At 70.2% G+C, this 16,085-nt stretch carries 16 protein-coding genes; 9 read left to right on the forward strand and 7 right to left on the reverse strand.

The genetic code is table 11. From position 1 onward, the window contains the following. Nucleotides 1-82 precede the first annotated feature (82 nt). The 5 genes from ACGFIK_RS08370 (at nucleotide 83) to ACGFIK_RS08390 (ending at nucleotide 5,608) form a co-directional block, all read left to right on the forward strand. Nucleotides 83-1,837, forward strand: a complete 1,755-nt coding sequence (locus ACGFIK_RS08370) for a DEDD exonuclease domain-containing protein (protein ID WP_393338414.1) — start codon at nucleotides 83-85, stop codon at nucleotides 1,835-1,837. A 129-nt stretch (nucleotides 1,838-1,966) separates the two neighbouring features. Further along, nucleotides 1,967-3,757: a RelA/SpoT family protein gene (locus ACGFIK_RS08375; RefSeq protein WP_327027028.1), complete on the forward strand. Its 1,791-nt coding sequence runs from the start codon at nucleotides 1,967-1,969 to the stop codon at nucleotides 3,755-3,757. A gap of 70 nt (nucleotides 3,758-3,827) precedes the next feature. Next, nucleotides 3,828-4,370 (forward strand): NUDIX domain-containing protein, encoded by a 543-nt coding sequence (locus ACGFIK_RS08380; protein ID WP_327024773.1) that lies wholly within the window; start codon nucleotides 3,828-3,830, stop codon nucleotides 4,368-4,370. A 20-nt stretch (nucleotides 4,371-4,390) separates the two neighbouring features. Continuing rightward, nucleotides 4,391-5,284 carry a sugar phosphate nucleotidyltransferase gene (locus ACGFIK_RS08385; protein WP_327027027.1) on the forward strand — a complete coding sequence of 298 codons (894 nt, stop codon included), beginning with the start codon at nucleotides 4,391-4,393 and terminating at the stop codon, nucleotides 5,282-5,284. A 36-nt stretch (nucleotides 5,285-5,320) separates the two neighbouring features. Continuing rightward, nucleotides 5,321-5,608: an Lrp/AsnC ligand binding domain-containing protein gene (locus ACGFIK_RS08390; RefSeq protein WP_327024772.1), complete on the forward strand. Its 288-nt coding sequence runs from the start codon at nucleotides 5,321-5,323 to the stop codon at nucleotides 5,606-5,608. Between the two features lie 224 nt (nucleotides 5,609-5,832). Here the strand turns inward: ACGFIK_RS08390 and ACGFIK_RS08395 are convergent, their stop codons facing one another. The 5 genes from ACGFIK_RS08395 to ACGFIK_RS08415 all read right to left on the reverse strand — a co-directional run bounded on the left by ACGFIK_RS08395 (nucleotide 5,833) and on the right by ACGFIK_RS08415 (nucleotide 10,952). Then, nucleotides 5,833-6,513 carry a DUF4142 domain-containing protein gene (locus ACGFIK_RS08395; RefSeq protein WP_327024771.1) on the reverse strand — a complete coding sequence of 227 codons (681 nt, stop codon included), beginning with the start codon at nucleotides 6,511-6,513 and terminating at the stop codon, nucleotides 5,833-5,835. A gap of 169 nt (nucleotides 6,514-6,682) precedes the next feature. Further along, entirely contained in the window at nucleotides 6,683-8,302 is a 1,620-nt protein-coding gene (locus tag ACGFIK_RS08400; RefSeq protein WP_327024770.1) for a cytochrome b N-terminal domain-containing protein, read from the reverse strand. After that, nucleotides 8,299-9,375, reverse strand: coding sequence for a Rieske 2Fe-2S domain-containing protein (locus tag ACGFIK_RS08405; protein ID WP_327024769.1), 1,077 nt, complete (start codon nucleotides 9,373-9,375; stop codon nucleotides 8,299-8,301). The genes ACGFIK_RS08400 and ACGFIK_RS08405 overlap by 4 nt, the downstream gene beginning before the upstream one ends. Nucleotides 9,376-9,445: 70 nt before the next feature. After that, complete coding sequence (locus ACGFIK_RS08410) at nucleotides 9,446-10,285, reverse strand: cytochrome c (protein WP_327024768.1); 840 nt, start codon at nucleotides 10,283-10,285, stop codon at nucleotides 9,446-9,448. A gap of 67 nt (nucleotides 10,286-10,352) precedes the next feature. Then, nucleotides 10,353-10,952 (reverse strand): heme-copper oxidase subunit III, encoded by a 600-nt coding sequence (locus ACGFIK_RS08415; RefSeq protein ID WP_327024767.1) that lies wholly within the window; start codon nucleotides 10,950-10,952, stop codon nucleotides 10,353-10,355. 108 nt (nucleotides 10,953-11,060) lie between these two features. On the opposite strand from ACGFIK_RS08415, the gene ACGFIK_RS08420 reads away from it, so the two are divergent. From ACGFIK_RS08420 to ACGFIK_RS08435, 4 genes are all read left to right on the forward strand, one after another. Then, on the forward strand, nucleotides 11,061-12,044 hold the full coding sequence (locus ACGFIK_RS08420) for a cytochrome c oxidase assembly protein (RefSeq protein ID WP_393338421.1): 984 nt from the start codon (nucleotides 11,061-11,063) through the stop codon (nucleotides 12,042-12,044). A gap of 162 nt (nucleotides 12,045-12,206) precedes the next feature. Beyond that, nucleotides 12,207-12,602 (forward strand): hypothetical protein, encoded by a 396-nt coding sequence (locus ACGFIK_RS08425; protein WP_327024766.1) that lies wholly within the window; start codon nucleotides 12,207-12,209, stop codon nucleotides 12,600-12,602. 81 nt (nucleotides 12,603-12,683) lie between these two features. Continuing rightward, the gene (gene trpD / locus ACGFIK_RS08430) at nucleotides 12,684-13,730 is read left to right on the forward strand and encodes an anthranilate phosphoribosyltransferase (protein ID WP_327024765.1); all 1,047 of its coding nucleotides are present in this window, start codon (nucleotides 12,684-12,686) and stop codon (nucleotides 13,728-13,730) included. Between the two features lie 226 nt (nucleotides 13,731-13,956). Beyond that, nucleotides 13,957-14,151, forward strand: coding sequence for a hypothetical protein (locus ACGFIK_RS08435; protein WP_327024764.1), 195 nt, complete (start codon nucleotides 13,957-13,959; stop codon nucleotides 14,149-14,151). Between the two features lie 376 nt (nucleotides 14,152-14,527). Here the strand turns inward: ACGFIK_RS08435 and ACGFIK_RS08440 are convergent, their stop codons facing one another. Beyond that, the gene (locus ACGFIK_RS08440) at nucleotides 14,528-14,956 is read right to left on the reverse strand and encodes a cytochrome c oxidase subunit 4 (RefSeq protein ID WP_327024763.1); all 429 of its coding nucleotides are present in this window, start codon (nucleotides 14,954-14,956) and stop codon (nucleotides 14,528-14,530) included. 10 nt (nucleotides 14,957-14,966) lie between these two features. After that, nucleotides 14,967-15,938: a cytochrome c oxidase subunit II gene (gene coxB / locus ACGFIK_RS08445; RefSeq protein ID WP_327024762.1), complete on the reverse strand. Its 972-nt coding sequence runs from the start codon at nucleotides 15,936-15,938 to the stop codon at nucleotides 14,967-14,969. Nucleotides 15,939-16,085 lie beyond the last annotated feature (147 nt).

Consider the following 16,085-nt stretch of genomic DNA (forward strand, 5'->3'; position numbering starts at 1 on the left):
GCCGATCTCTCATCCTAGACCGGTGGTGGCGAATGAGACCGGTGGGGCGCGAGTGTCGGACCGGCCGGTTACCGTGCCGCCGATGGCAGCACAGGGGTTTCTCCAGCCGACGCTCGCCGGGCTCGACCCGGCCACCGAGGGCGTCGACCCGGCCCTGCCGCTGTACGCGACGACCTTCGTGGTGGTCGACCTGGAGACCACCGGCGGAACACCGGACGGCGGAGGCATCACCGAGATCGGCGCGGTGAAGGTACGCGGCGGCGAGGAGCTGGGGGTGCTGGCCACCCTGGTCAACCCCGGGGTGCCGATTCCACCCTTCATCACCGTGCTCACCGGAATCACCGAGGCGATGGTGCTGCCCGCGCCCCCGATCGAGCAGGTGCTGCCGAGCTTCCTGGAGTTCATCTCCGATGCCGTGCTGGTGGCCCACAACGCCCCGTACGATGTCGGGTTCCTCAAGGCGGCCTGCGCCCGGCACGGCTACCGGTGGCCGAACCCCCAGGTGCTGGACACCGCCGCCCTGGCCCGGCGGGTGCTGCTGCGCGACGAGGTGCCCAACCGCAAGCTCGGCACCCTGGCGGCCTACTTCCGGGCCGGCACCACCCCGACCCACCGGGCCCTGGACGACGCCCGGGCCACGGTCGACGTGCTGCACGGGCTGATCGGGCGGCTCGGCGGGCACCGGGTCGACACCATCGGCGAGGCCATCGAGTTCACCCGGGCGGTCACCCCCACCCAGCGCCGCAAACGTCACCTGGCCGACGGGCTGCCCCGCTCCCCCGGGGTCTACATCTTCCGGGCCGCCGACGACCGTCCGCTCTACGTCGGCACCTCACGGGACATCGCCACCCGGGTGCGCAGCTACTTCACTGCGGCGGAGAAGCGGGCCCGGATCTCGGAGATGCTGGCCGCGGCCGAACGGGTCGAGGCCCTGGAGTGCGCCCACTCGCTGGAGGCGGAGGTCCGTGAGCTGCGGCTGATCGGGGCACACGCGCCGCCGTACAACCGGCGGTCGAAGTTTCCGGAGCGGGTGGTCTGGCTGAAGCTGACCGACGGGCCGTACCCCCGACTGTCCGTGGTCCGGGAGATCTCCCCCCAGGACCGCGCCTACCTGGGGCCCTTCTCCTCCCGGCGGGCCGCGGAGCTGGCCGCCGCCGGCTTTCACGACGCGGTGCCGCTGCGCCAGTGCACCCACCGGTTGTCCCTGCGTACGGTCACCCCGGCCTGCGCCCTGGCGGAGCTGGGTCGTTGCCCGGCACCCTGCGAGCACCGGATCACCCCCCAGGAGTACGACTCCGTGGCGGTCACCCCGTTCGCCGAGGCCACCACCGGCGACGTCCAGCCGGTGGTGGAGGCCCTGCTGGCCCGGATCGAGACCCTGGCCGCCGGGCAGCGCTACGAGGAGGCGGCCGTGCTGCGGTCCCGGTTGGCGGCGGTGCTGCGGGCGACCGTACGCATGCAGCGGCTGGCCGCCCTGACCGGGATCGCCGAGCTGGCCGCCGCCCGACCGGCCGACGGCGGCGGCTGGGAGCTGGCGTTGGTCCGGCACGGTCGACTAGCCGGGGCGGGGGTCAGTCCACCCGGGATCCATCCTCGACCCACCCTGGCCGTCATCCGGGCGACCGCCGAGACGGTGTCGGCCGGGCACGGTCCGGTCCCCGCAGCCACCCCGGAGGAGTCGGAACGGATCCTGTCCTGGCTGGAGCGACCGGAGACCCGGCTGGTGGAGATGTCGGCCGGTTGGGCCTCCCCGGTGCGCGGCGCGGGTCGCTTCCGTGACCTGTTGACCAAGGCCGAAAGCGGAGCGTCCCATCAACTCTGGTCCGAACGCCCATGAGCAACTGTCCGATCGGACTACGTCGACTCACTTAGTCTGTTATGGGAGTGCAGTCCTGCCCGTTTCGAGGTACTGCTCCCGGTTGTCGATCCGCCGGCTTGCCGGAGCGGAAGTGAGGGGGTGTCCCACGTGGACGTCGACGCCGGACGCGGCGGCGCCCTGCGGGGCGCACTTCCCGCCCAGCCAGGTGAACTGCCGCTCGCCCGCCGCCTCCGGTCGCTGCTGACCTGGCCGACCAACGACACCGAACCGGTGGGCCACCTGGTCCGCACCCACCGCAGCATCCACGCGGGTGCCGACCCGGCGGTGCTGCGCCGGTCGTACACCATCGCGGAGAACATGCACCGCGGTCAGTTCCGCAAGAGCGGGGAGCCGTACATCACCCACCCCCTGGCGGTCGCGCAGATCTGCGCCGAGCTGGGCATGGACACCACCACCCTGGTGGCGGCGCTGCTGCACGACACCGTGGAGGACACCCGCTACACCTTGCAGGCCCTGGCCGAGGACTTCGGCCACGAGGTGGCCCACCTGGTCGACGGGGTGACCAAGTTCGACAAGGCGTTCTACGGCCAGGCCGCCGAGGCGGAGACCATCCGAAAGATGATCATCGCGGCCGGCAAGGACGTCCGGGTGCTGATCATCAAGTTGGCCGACCGGCTGCACAACATGCGCACCCTGGGCGTACGCTCGGCGGCCTCGCGGGAACGCATCGCCCGCAAGACCCTTGAGGTGCTGGTGCCCCTCTGCGACCGGCTGGGCATCCAGACCCTCAAACGGGAACTGGACGACGTGGTGCTGATGCACCTGGAGCCGGAGGAGCACGCCCGCATCGCCCGCCACGTGCACGACCGCCCCGGCTGGGACAACTACCTGGCCGACGTGGTGGCCAAGGCCAAGGTGGCGCTGCGGCGCAGCCGGGTCGACGCAAACGTGGCCCCCCGGCCCCGGCACCTCTACTCGATCTGGAAGGACACCGTGGCCGGCGGCCACGCCGTACCGTACGACCTGCCCCGCATCACCGTCGTGGTGGACGGTCCGGCCACCGACTGCTACGCGGCCCTCGGCGCCATCCACGGCCTCTGGCGGCCGGTACCCGGCCGGTTCAAGGACTTCATCGCCTCACCGAAGAACAACCTCTACCGCTCCCTGCACACCAGCGTCTGCGGCCCCCGGAACCGGACGGTGGAGGTGCTGATCCGCACCGAGGAGATGCACCGCTCAGCCGAGTACGGGGTGGCGGCCGACTTCCGTTTCCCCCGCCCCGGCGCGACCCCGACGGCCTGCGCGGAACAACTCGACTGGCTGCGCCGGGTACTGAACTGGGAGCAGGACGCGGCCGACCCGGCCCAGTTCCTGGAATCGTTGCGCAGCGACCTGGCCGAGGCCCAGATCCAGGTGGTCGCCGAGGGCCGGCAGATCGTCCTGCCGGCCGGGGCCACCCCGGTCGACCTGGCCTACGAACTGGGCACCGACCGGGGCGAGCGATGTCTGGCCGCCCGGGTCAACGGTCGGCTGGTGCCGCTCTCCTCCGCCCTGGAGGAGGGCGACGTGGTGGAGATCTTCACCGAGACCGACGAGGAATGCTCCCTGGACGCGGAGGTGGCCCCCCGGGGCCCGCGCCGCGAGTGGCTCGGCTTCGTCAAGTCACCGCACGCCCAGATGCAGATCAACCGCTGGTTCGCCGAGCACAGCGAGCCGGGCATCTCGATCAGCGACAAGGTCCGGCTGGGCCGGGCCACCATCGGGCTGGCGCTGCGTCAGCACAACCGAGGGCTGGCCAGCGACCTGCCGCTGCTGCGACTGTCAGAGGAACTCGGCTACCCCGACCTGGAGACCCTGCTGGTCGCGGTCTTCGACCGGGTCCTCGAACCGGACGCCGTCGTACGCCAACTCATCGACCTTGTCGACCATCGACAGTGAGGTAGGCACGGACAGTGACGTGCCGGGCTCCCCGGGCGCGAAGGGGTCTCGGGGCCACTAGCCTGAAGCCATGATCCCCCGCTCGCGTCGCATCGGTCGCGCCGCCGTCTACCAGATCTTCTACCGGCTACCCCTGCCGGTGCGACGTCGGCTGGTGCGCCTGGCCGTGCCGAAGTACATCGTCGGGGCGGTCACCCTGGTGCATGACAGCGAGGCCGAGGGAGCGGGTCGGCTGCTGCTGCTGCGCCAGCCGCCGGGCCGGGGCTGGTCGCTGCCGGCCGGGCTGCTGCAACGCGGCGAGAACCCCGCGGTGGGCGCGGCCCGCGAACTGCACGAGGAGGCCGGGGTACGACTGCCGCCCACCCGGCTGACCCCGGCCACCCCCAACGCGGTCGTCCACGCCAAGGGTTGGGTGGACATGGTCTTCATCGCCGAGGTGCCGGCGTCGAGCACCACCCTGACGGTGGACGGGGCGGAGGTCTTCGAGGCCGCCTGGCACCCCCTGGACGACCTGCCCAAGCTGACCTGGCCCACCGCGCGACTGCTCGCCTACTACGACATCGGCCCCCTGGCCGGACAGTTCCCGCCACCCCTGCCGGACACCCTCCCGTGACCCACCCGCCGGTCTCCAGCCTGTCCGGTGGTGGCTCCGAGCCGGTCGCCCGGTACGACGGGGAGTTGTGCGCGATCGTGCTGGCCGCCGGAGAGGGCACCCGGTTGCGCCCGCTGACCGAACGGCTACCCAAGGCGCTCTGCCCGGTGGGCAACGTGTCGCTGCTGGATCGCGCGCTGGCCCGGCTCGCCGGGTTGGGCCTGACCGGGCCACAGCGGGTCGCCGTCAACGCCTGCTACCTGGGTGACCAGGTGGTCGACCGGGTCGGCACCCGAGCCCACCTCTCCGTGGAACAGGGGTCCCCCCTCGGCACCGCGGGCGGGGTGGGCAACCTGCGAGACTGGATCGCCGGTCGAGGGGTACTGGTCGGGAACGCGGACGCCTACCTGGCCGACCCGACCTCGTCACCCGGGCCGGACATCGCGGCACTGTTGCACGGCTGGGACGGCGACTCCGTACGCCTGCTGGGCCAGCCGGCCCTCGACCCGAAGGCACCGGGCACCTTCGACGGGCACCTGTTCACCGGCTTCTCGCTGCTGCCCTGGCGACTGGTCCGGCAGTTGCCGCCGACCTTCGGTGACCTGGTCCGGGCCCTCTGGCGGCCGGCCGAGGCCGCCGGCCGGTTGACCGTGGTCCCCTACCGGGGCACCTTCTACGACACCGGCACCCCGGCCGACTACCTGGCCGCTAACCTGCACGCCGCCGGGGACACCAGCCTGATCGATCCCACCGCGACCGTCACCGGCGACTGCCACCAGTCGGTGATCGGAGCCGGGGCCACCGTACGCGGAACGGTGACCCGCTGCGTGCTCTGGCCCGGCGCCACGGTCGACGCCGACGAGCGGCTGCACGAGGTGATCCGGGTGGACGACGACCTCACCGTCCCTGCGGCTGACCCGTCTCGCGGGCCCTAGCATGGGCCTGGAACACCGACGAACGGAGAACCTCCAGTGATCACCGCGATCGTGCTGATCGACTGCGCCACCGACGCGATTCCCGAGGTGGCCGAGGCCCTGGCGAATCTGCCCGGGGTGAGTGAGGTCTACTCGGTGGCCGGGCACGTGGATCTGATCGCCATGGTCCGGGTCCGCGAGTTCGACCAGATCGCCCAGGTGATCGCGGGCAGCATCTCCAAGGTGCCCGGGGTGCTCAACACCGAGTCCCACATCGCCTTCCGCGCCTACTCCCGCCACGACCTGGAAGAAGCCTTCGCCATCGGCCTAGCCGGCGCCGACTAACCCCGCACCCCTCCCCCTCCCACCCTCCCCGCCCCTCCCTCCTTGAATCCCGCGATCTTGCACTTTTGGTCGCCGAAATGCACCCTTCATCCGGCTTTGCACCGACAGAAAGTGCAAGATCGCCGCAGATGGGCGGGGGCGGTCGGGCGCAGAGAGGCGGTGGGGCGCACGGGCGAGCCGGCCCAGCCGGGGTGGGCTGGGCCGGCTTTGCGTACCGTCGGGCGTCAGCTCTGCTGCGGCACCGGGGTTTCGGTGATGGTGCCGCCCGGAGCCGGGGACTCCTCGGTGGAGGTCCCACTCGGAGCCGGCGTGGTGCCACCTGGAGTCGGCGTGGTGCCGCCCGGGCTGGGCGTGCCGCTGGCGCTGGCGCTGGCCTGCGGCACCGGGATGCCGAGTGCCTCAGCCAGTTGCACCAGGGCGTCGTAGTGCGCCTGCAGGACCGGCAGGGCGGTCTGCGCCAGCTGGACCACCTGGGCCTCGGTGCCCTGCGAGATCTCCGTCTGGGTGGCCTGGATGGCCTGCAGGTGACCGGCCAGACCCTGGGTCACCCAGAGCCGGTCGAACTCCTCACCACTGGCGTTGTTCAGCTGGTCCAGAGCCGTCCGCTGATCAGGAGTGGGCTCCTTCGGCAACTGGACGTTCAGCTGCCCGGCCAGGTCCTTCACCTGCTGGTCGAGGTCCTTGTGATCGGTGACGATCATCTGCGCGAGGTCCTTGACCTGCTGGTCCTGTGCCTTCTTCTGCGCCAGCTCACCGGCCTTCACCTCGTAGAGGTTGACCTGGTGGATCGCCTGCAGGTACTGGGTGTCCTGCTCCGACGGCTGTGCTGCCTGCGCTGCTGCGGCGGGCGCGACTCCCACCAGCACCAGTGCGGCCAGCAGGCCGAGGCGTTTGATACCCAACATGCTTCCTCCCCGTTGAGACGTTGGACCGCACGGATACCCGGCTGACCGGGGTTATTCCTGCGTCCCGGTGAGGGGCGGGAAGCTCCGCCGAGGCGGGAGAAGGCCGAATACGGGCGTGGCGCCCGCCGGAATCATCCGACGGGCGCCACGTACCACTATGCGGTTCTACTCAGCTGCGGCTGTCTCCGCTGCCGATCTCCTCCCGCTCGGCGCGGGACTCGACCGGGGGGTGTCCCGGGGAGACCGGCGCCTCAGCGGGCTTCTCGATCGGGTAGAAGAAGCCCCGGATGGCCGGGCCGAGGGCCCCCAGCCGGTTCATCTTCTTCGGCACGACCCAACCGACGTACGGCAGCTCGCCGTGCTCGCCGCCCGAGCTGAGCGGCTGGTGCACCTCGACGAACCGACCGTCCGGCAGCCGTCGGATGATGCCGGTCTCCACGCCGTGGGCCAGCACCTCCCGGTCGTGCTGCTGCAGACCCAGGCAGATGCGGTAGGTGAGGTAGTACGCCACCGGCGGCAGGATCAGCAGACCGATCCGGCCGGCCCAGGTCATCGCGTTCAGGCTGATCTGGAACTTGTCGGCGATGACGTCGTTCGCACCGGTCAGCGTCAGGATCACGTAGAAGGTGATGGCCATCATGCCCAGGGCGGTGCGGAACGGCACGTCCCGGGGACGCTGGAGCAGGTTGTGGCTGCGGTAGTCCTTCAGGTAACGCGCCTCCATGAACGGATAGAACAGGGAGAGCATCACCAGGATGCCGGGTAGCACCACGGTCGGCCAGAACAACGGCGGAATCACATAACCCTCGCCGATCGGGATGAAGATCTCCCAGTCCGGCATCAACCGTGTCGAGCCGTCGAGGAACATGACGTACCAGTCGGGCTGGCTGGCCGCGGAGACCACCCAGGCCTCGTACGGGCCGAACAGCCAGACCGGGTTGATCTGGAACAGACCGCCCATCAGCGCGATCACGCCGAAGACGACCATGAAGAAGCCGCCCTGCTTGATCGCGTACCGGGGGAACATCCGCTCGCCGACGACGTTGCCGTTGGTCCGGCCCGGGCCCGGCCACTGGGTGTGCTTCTGCTTGAAGACCAGCCCCAGGTGGGCGCTGATCAGCGCGACCAGCAGACCCGGTACGAGCAGCACGTGGGCGATGAAGAACCGGCTGATGATGATCGTGCCGGGGAACTCCCCGCTGAACACCGAGGAGGTCACCCAGGAGCCGATCACCGGGATGGACAGCATGATCGCCGAGGCGATCCGCAGACCGGTGCCGGACAGGCCGTCGTCCGGCAGCGAGTAGCCGGTGAAGCCGGCCAGGAAGCCGACCCAGAACAGCAGCGAACCGATGATCCAGTTGGTCTCCCGCGGCTTGCGGAACGCGCCGGTGAAGAAGACCCGCAGCATGTGCACCACGATCGCGGCCATGAACAGCAGCGCGGACCAGTGGTGCATCTGCCGCATGATCAGGCCACCCCGGACGTCGAACGAGATGTCCAGGGTCGAGGCGTACGCGGCCGACATCGGGGTGCCCCGCAGCGGGGCGTAGCTGCCGTTGTAGATGACCTCGGTCATCGCCGGCTCGAAGAAGAAGGTCAGGAAGACACCGGTCAGCAGCAGGACGATGAACGAGAAGAGCGCGATCTCGCCGAGCAGGAAGGACCAGTGGTCCGGGAAGACCTTGTTCAGCAGCCGGCGCAGCGGGGTAGCCACCTGGAAGCGCTCGTCGACCGCCCGGCCGGTCTTGCCGGGCAACGCTGCCATGTCAAACTTGCGCCGCTTCACGGCCGCTCCCAGAAGTCGGGCCCGACAGCTTCGGTGTAGTCGGACTTCGCCACGAAGTAGCCCTCAGCGTCCACCTCGATGGGCAGCTGAGGCAGTCGCCGGCTGGCCGGGCCGAAGATGGGCTTGGCGTTGTCGGTGATCAGGAACTGCGACTGGTGGCACGGGCAGAGCAGCCGGTTGGTCTGCTCCTCGTACAGGCTCGCCGGGCAGCCGGCGTGCGTGCAGATCTTCGAGTAGGCGGCGTAGTTGCCCCACATGTAGCCGCCGTGCCCCACCCGCTCGTTGTTGCGGCGCGACATCTCCGCGTCGGCCTCGCGCAGGTGGATCAGCAGGGTGGGCGAGTCGGCGTGCAGGTTGCTCACCCCGTGCTCGATCCCGGGAAAGACCGTGATCTGGCCACCGGCGCTGATGTCCGCCGGCCGGATCGGGCGGCCGTCCTCGCGTACCAGTCGGATCTTCTGACCGTCCTGCGGGCTGAACCCGGTGGTCATCATCTGGTTGTTCTTGTGCGGGTTGGAGATCAATCCACCCACCAGCGGCGCTGCGGCGACCGCACCGACCGGCGCCAGGCCGGCCAGCAGCGACACACCGAGCAGCGGACGACGCTTGACGCCCAGCTCGTCGGCCATGTAGGCCATGGTCTGCCCGGTGATCCGCTGGTCGTCGCTGGAGACCGCGCCCTCGTGCCGATCCTGGATCGACACCTCCTTGGGCAGCAGCTTCTTGCCCCAGGTGAGAATGCCGAAGCCCAGTCCGAGCAGGGCCACACCGAGGGTCAGACCGAGCAGCGGGGTGTAGAGCTTGTCGCCCCCGCGACCCATCTCGTACTCCCACGGCCACCAGATGTAGACCACCAGGAAGGCCGTCGCGGCCAGGCCGGTGAGCAGGAACATCGCGGCTACCGTACGGACCAGCCGGCGCTCGGCCTTGCTGCCCGGCAGCACCTGCTGCTCGTAGTGGACGATCTCGATGTCGTCGCGGCGGGCGCCCTCACGGACGATGTCGAACTGACTCAGCCGAGGGTCGTGCACGTCGACCTGCTCGTGGCCCGGGTGGGCCGTGTGGGTGCTCATGCCGCCACCTCGCTCCGCTCGGCACCGGCCCGTGGCGGCACCACAGCACTGACTCGGGAGATCAGCTCGATCACGACTTGCCTGCGATCCACAAGCTGGCGAAGACCAGCGCGACCATGCCGACCAGGAAGATCGCCACACCCTCGGTGGAGGGGCCGTAGCGGCCCAGGTTGAACAGACCGCCCGGGTCGGCGTCGTTGTTCAACGACTTCTGGATGTAGGCGATGATGTCCGCCTTCTGCTCCGGGGTGATCTGGTTGTCGCCGAACACCGGCATGTTCTGCGGTCCGCTCAGCATCGCGGCGTAGATCTGCCGATCGGTGGCCGGCGAGAGGCTCGGCGCGTACTTGCCGGAGGAGAGGGCACCGCCGCCGCCGCTGAAGGCGTGGCACTGCGCGCAGTTGATCCGGTACAGCTCGCCACCGAGGGCGACATTGCCGTCGGCGTGCAGGTTGTCACCGGCCGGCATGGTCGGACCGCCACCCAGCTGCTGCACGTACGCGGCCAGCTGGTCGATCTCGTCGGGGTTGAACACCTCGGGCTTGCGCTGCGCCTGGGCTTCCTGCCGAGCCATCGGCATCCGGCCCGTGCTGACCTGGAACTCGACCGAGGCCGCGCCGACGCCGATGAGGCTCGGCCCGCGCCCCTCGACCCCCTGCGCGTTGCGACCGTGACAGGTCACACAACTCACGTCGAACAGCGCCTTGCCGTCGGCGGCGGCACCGCTCAAGGGCGGGTTGTCCTGCGCCGACGCGCTCGGAGCGAGAAGCGTGTACGCGCCGCCGGCGAGCATCAACGCGGCCACCAGCCGGACCGCGGCGCCCAGCCGACGGCGGCCCCTGCTGCGCGCCACGGGCCGCCCGCGCAGCCGCGCGAGCAGACCGCGTCGGCGGTCGTTGTCAGAAGTCATGAGCTGTGTCCTTAACCGGTTTGGACCTTGTCTCAGGGGGTGGAGCGACGGCGCGCGGGCGCCAAGATCACTGGAGCCAGTAGATCATGGCGTAGAGCCCGATCCACACGACGTCGACGAAGTGCCAGTAGTACGACACGACGATCGCCGAGGTGGCCTGCGCCGGGGTGAACCGGCCCATCGTGGTACGGATCATGAAGATCACGAAGGCGATCAGTCCACCGATCACGTGCAGGCCGTGGAAGCCGGTGGTCAGGTAGAACATCGAGCCGTAGCCGTCTTCGTTGATCTTGATGCCGTGGTGCACCAGCTCGCGGTACTCGTTCGCCTGGCCCATCACGAAGATCAGGCCCATCACGAAGGTGATCGTGAACCAGCGCCGCAGCGCGTGCACGTCACCCCGCTCCGCCGCGAACACACCGATCTGGCAGGTGATCGAGGAGAGCACCAGGATCGCCGTGAAGGTCGTCGCGTACGGGACGTTGAGTACCGCAGTGTGCTTCTCCCACTGCTCCGGCGCCGCCGCGCGGATGGAGAAGTACATCGCGAACAACGCCGCGAAGAACATGAGTTCACTGGAGAGCCAGACGATCGTCCCGACGCTGACCATGTTGGGACGCGTCAGAGAGTGGATCCGGCTCTTGTCAATGGCTGGGGCCGCAGTCACGCGGTCATTATTGCCCTTGACCACGGCAGGCGATCAGCGGGGTGGCCAAACCCAGGTACAGATGGCCCGATCGGTACCGTCCGGTTCGCCTGACCTAGGCTGATTGGCGTGCTGCACGTCGATCCGATCTTCCCGGCCGTACCGGCCGCGCCGCAGCTCACGGCGGGCCTGACCGGCCCGGGTGGGGCCGCGACGCTGGCCGCCGAGGCCACCCCGCCACCCTTCTCGGTGACCACGGTGTTCACCGAGGCCAAGTTGGACAACTGGCTGGCCGTGGTCCTGGTGCTGGCCGCCGGCCTCTACCTCTACGGGGTGCACCGCCTGCGGATACGCGGCGACCGGTGGCCGATCGCGCGTACGGTCTTCTTCCTCGGGCCCGGCCTCGGCGGCATCGCCTCGGTCGCCCTCAGCGGGCTGCACGCCTACGACACCACCCTGCTGTCGGTGCACATGGTCCAGCACATGGTGCTGTCCATGATCTCGCCGATCTTCCTGGCCCTGGGTGCCCCGGTGACCCTGGCCCTGCGGACCCTGCCGCCGGTGCCCCGCAAGCGGCTGCTGGCGGTGGTGCACAGCCGGATCGCGCGGATCTACACCTTCCCGCTGGTGGCCTTCGCCATCTTCGTGGTCAACCCGTTCGCGCTCTACTTCACCGACCTGTACCGCTACACCCTGGAACACGTCTGGGCGCACGAGCTGGTCCACGCGCACTTCATCATGACCGGCTGCGTGTTCTTCTGGCCGCTGCTCGGCCTGGACCCGCTGCCGGGCCGCTGGCCGTACCCGGCCCGGGCCCTGCTGATGCTGCTGTCGGTGCCGTTCCACACCGTGCTCGGCCTGACCATCATGCAGAGCTCGACCCTCTTCGGCGGCGACTGGTACCCCTCCCTGGGGCTGAGCTGGGCCGATCCCTGGGAGGACCAGGTGCTCGCCGGGGGCATCCTGTGGGCCGGTGGCGAGTTCGTCAGTGTGACGATGCTCGCCGTACTGGTCGTGCAGTGGATGCGGCACGCCGAACGGGAGGCCCGGCGGGTCGACCGCGACCTGGACCGTCAGGAGGCCCGCGAACGCGCCGCCGAGGCCGCCGGCTGACCTGTCACCTCAGCGGGGGGCGTGCGGTGCAGGGCACCCCGACCGGTACGATCGGCCACGCAGCTACGAGGTGAAAGCCGTCTCGAAGCCATCAGCGGGCGGGTCACCCGGCTCGCCGCGGTCCTCGGTGGCGAGCGGCAGGAAGCGAAGCGGAGTGTCGGCATGAGCGATCGTCTGTGCACCGTCCTGCTCTACAGCGACGACCCACAGGTACGGGACCGGATGCGGCTCGCCGTCGGCACCCGCCCCGCGGCCGATCTGCGCATCGAGTTCGTCGAGGCGTCCACCTACGCCGAGTGCGTCCGGCTGGTCGACGACTACGAGATCGACCTGATGCTGCTCGACGGTGAGGCCTCCCCCGGTGGTGGCATCGGCATCGCCCGGCAGATCAAGGACGACTTCGAGAAGGCCCCCCCGACCTGCGTGGTGATCGCCCGCGCCGCGGATCGCTGGCTCGCCGCGTACGCCGAGGTAGACGCCACCCTGGTGCACCCCCTCGACCCGGTGACCGCGGCCGCCACGGTCACCGAGCTGCTGCGGACCCACACCCCCGCCTGAGGCATCACACCGGCACCGCCACGGCGCCGGAGGAGCCGGCGCCGGTCCCCCACCCGCACTCGTCTGCTCGGGAGGCCCGCTATGGGCGAACGGACCTGGCCGCACCTGCTCACCGCGCTGCTGCGCGGGGAGGAACTCTCCGCCGCCGACACATCCTGGGCGATGGGCGAGATCATGTCCGGCTCGGCGGCCCCCGCCCAGATCGCCGGGTTCGCGGTGGCCCTGCGGGCCAAGGGCGAGACACCGGCCGAGGTGGGTGGGCTGGTGGAGGCGATGCTGAGCCGCGCCGTCCCGGTCGAACTGCCCGAGCAGGTACGCGTCGGCGCCCTGGACGTGGTCGGCACCGGCGGGGACTTAGCTCACACGGTGAACATCTCCACGATGACCGCCCTGGTGGTCGCCGGTGCCGGGGTTTCGGTGGTCAAGCACGGCAACCGGGCGGCCTCCTCCTCCTGCGGCACCGCCGACCTGCTGGAGTTCCTCGGCGTACCGCTGGATCTCGGCCCCGAGCAGGTGGCCCGGTGTGTGGCCGAGGTGGGCATCGGCTTCTGCTTCGCCGCCCGGTTCCACCCCGGGATGCGCCACGCCGGCCCGGTACGCCGGGAACTGGGGGTGCCGACCGCCTTCAACTTCCTCGGCCCGCTGACCAATCCGGCACGTCCCCGGGCCGGTGCGGTCGGTTGCTTCGACGCCACGATGGCTCCGGTGATGGCCGCCGTGTTCGCCGCCCGGGGCGACTCCGTGCTGGTGATGCGCGGTGAGGACGGCCTGGACGAGTTCAGCACGGCCGCGCCCACCCGGTTCTGGGTAGCCCAGGGCGGCACCGTCCGGCAGGCCGTGGTCGACGCGACCGACCTGGGGGTACCCCGGGCCACCCTGGCCGACCTGCGTGGCGGTGACGCCGCGTACAACGCTGAGGTGGCCCGTCGCCTGCTGGCCGGTGAGCCCGGCCCGGTACGCGACGCCGTCCTGGTCAACGCCGCCGCGGCGCTGGCCACCCAGGGACCGCTGGACGGTGACCTGGCCACCGCGCTGCGCCCCGGCCTGGAACGGGCCGCCGAGTCGATCGACTCCGGCGCCGCCGCCCGCACCCTGGACCGCTGGATCGAGGTCGCCCGCACCGCCTGACCCCGGCGCTTCCCGCTCAGGCTGCGGGTGATCCGCAGCGGGCTGCGGGGGGGTGCACTGGCTGGCCTGGTCACGGTGGTGGGCTGCGGCAGAAGTGTCAGGGCCGCGTGGGAAGCTACAGGCGAGTAATTCCCACGATCGTCGGCGGTGGTCGCCGCGACGGCCGGCCCGAGCGTCCCGCCGGGCGGCAGGCACAGTCGCGGCCCAGCCGAACGGAGGAGTCATCATGGCCGAGCGCGAGCTGCACTGCGACACCTGCGGGGACCGCCAACTCTTCGAGGCCCCTCCCTGCCTCGACGGCCACGGCTCGGCCTGCCCCGAACTGGCCTGCACCCGCTGCGGCACCGCCCTCCTCCTAGCCGCCCTCCCCCCGATCACCCGCACCCTCCTCCCCCACACCACCCCCCGCCAAGCCGCCTAACCCACCCCACCCCCGACGCAGGCACTCACCCCCACGCGCTCACCCACCCCGCCCTCCGCCACACCCCGCGCTCCGCCCGCCTCCGCGCCTCCGCTGCCGCTCCGATCTTGCACTTTCTGTCTCCGCAAAAGCCTCATATGCGGGCATAAAGGCGACTGAAAGTGCAAGATCGACGGCGCGAGGGCGTGCCTGCCCGCCGACACGCGGGGCGGAAGAGGCGGGGCAAGGACGCGGGGCCGGGCCGGGGTGGGGTGGGATGGGGCGGGACAGGGCGGGGACGCCGGACACGGGCGGGGCGCCGGGGAAAGGTGTGGATGTGCGAAGGCCCGCCTCCCTGGGGGGAGGCGGGCCTTCGTGGTGTCGGAGAGAGGGTGGGTCAGTGTTCGGCGGTGCGGCGGGTGCCGGTGTAGTACTCGAACAGCAGGCCGCAGGCGGCGAAGATGACCGCTACCGCGCCGAGGCCGAGCAGCCACATCTGCCAGAACACCAGGCCCAGGCCGGCGATCGTGGCGGCCAGCGCCAGGGCGAAGGGCCAGTAGCTGCCGGGGCTGAAGAAGCCGATCTCGCCCGCACCGTCGGCGATCTCAGCGTCCGGCCGGTCCTCCGGGCGCAGGTCGATGCGGCGGGAGACGAACCAGAAGAAGCCACCGCACATCGAGCAGAGCAGGAACGACAGCAGCAGAGCCACCGTGCCGATCCACTCCACGCGGCCACCCGAGTCGGCCCAGGTCCAGCCGCCGTACAGGAAGCATGCGAAGAGCAGGAACGCGGCAATGGTCAAGAAGATGCGCCACTCGGTCTTCATGGCCGCCGCCTCAGCTTCCCGCGCCCAGCGGCGCGCTGCCCTGGTTGAAGTTGTCCTGGGTACGCCGCGTCTCGAACGGCTTGGTGGTGATCGCGTACGGCTCCTCGCCGATCGCGGTCAACGCCTCCTGGGTGGTGGCACCGTCCTGCTTGGCCGCGAGGAAGCGGTCGAAGTTCTCCGGCGAGACGACCCGCAGCTCGAAGTTCATGAAGGCGTGGTAGCTACCGCACAGCTCGGCGCACCGGCCCACGTAGGCACCCTCGGACTCCAGCGAGGAGACCTCGAAGACGTTGCGGATGCTGCCCGGGAAGACGTCCCGCTTGAACAGCATCTCCGGCACCCAGAACGAGTGGATGACGTCCTTGCTGGTCTCCTCGAACCGGATGGACCGGTTGCTCGGCAGCACCAGGATCGGGATGACCTCACTGGTGCCCAGCACCGAGGCGGTGGTGTTGGCGTCCACACCCTGGCCGTCGCGGTAGTTGAACTGCCAGTTCCACTTGAAGGCGACCACCTCGACGGTGACGTCGGGGTTGCGGCTGGTCTTCACCACGTCGGTCTGCACGACCGCGGTGTAGTAGAACAGCACCGCGACGATCAGCACCGGGGCGATGGTGTAGAGGAACTCCATCGGCAGGTTGTAGCGGGTCTGCACCGGCAGCTCGTTACCGCGCTTGCGGTACCGCACCACGCACCAGAAGATCAGGCCCCAGACGAAGACGCCGACCGCCAGCGCCGCGATGCACGAGGCGATCCACAGGTCGTACATCTGCCGGGCCTCCGGGGTGATGCCACCCTGCGGCCAGCCGAAGCCCCCGAACGCCGCTCCGACATCACAGCCCGTGAGCAGGACCAGCAGCGCCGCCCCACCGAATCCGAGCCCGGCGAGACGCCCGGCACGACGCCCCCGCCGCGCACCGGCTGGCGGAGATGCGCTGCGCCGTACGGCCGTCGGCCGTACCTCCGAACTCCTTGCGACCACCTGGTCCTGCCTCCCTAGCGCGCCGCGGTGTCTTTTTCGATCTGGCCGGCTCCGCCGAGCGGAGCCGCCACACCAGCGGCAAAGGCGTCACCGACGGTCGCAGATTACTCGACCATGACGGGCTCGACCCGGTTGGGGTCACTGTCC

Source organism: Micromonospora sp. NPDC048871 (assembly GCF_043198155.1).
In the GTDB taxonomy this organism is placed as follows: Bacteria; Actinomycetota; Actinomycetes; order Mycobacteriales; family Micromonosporaceae; genus Micromonospora.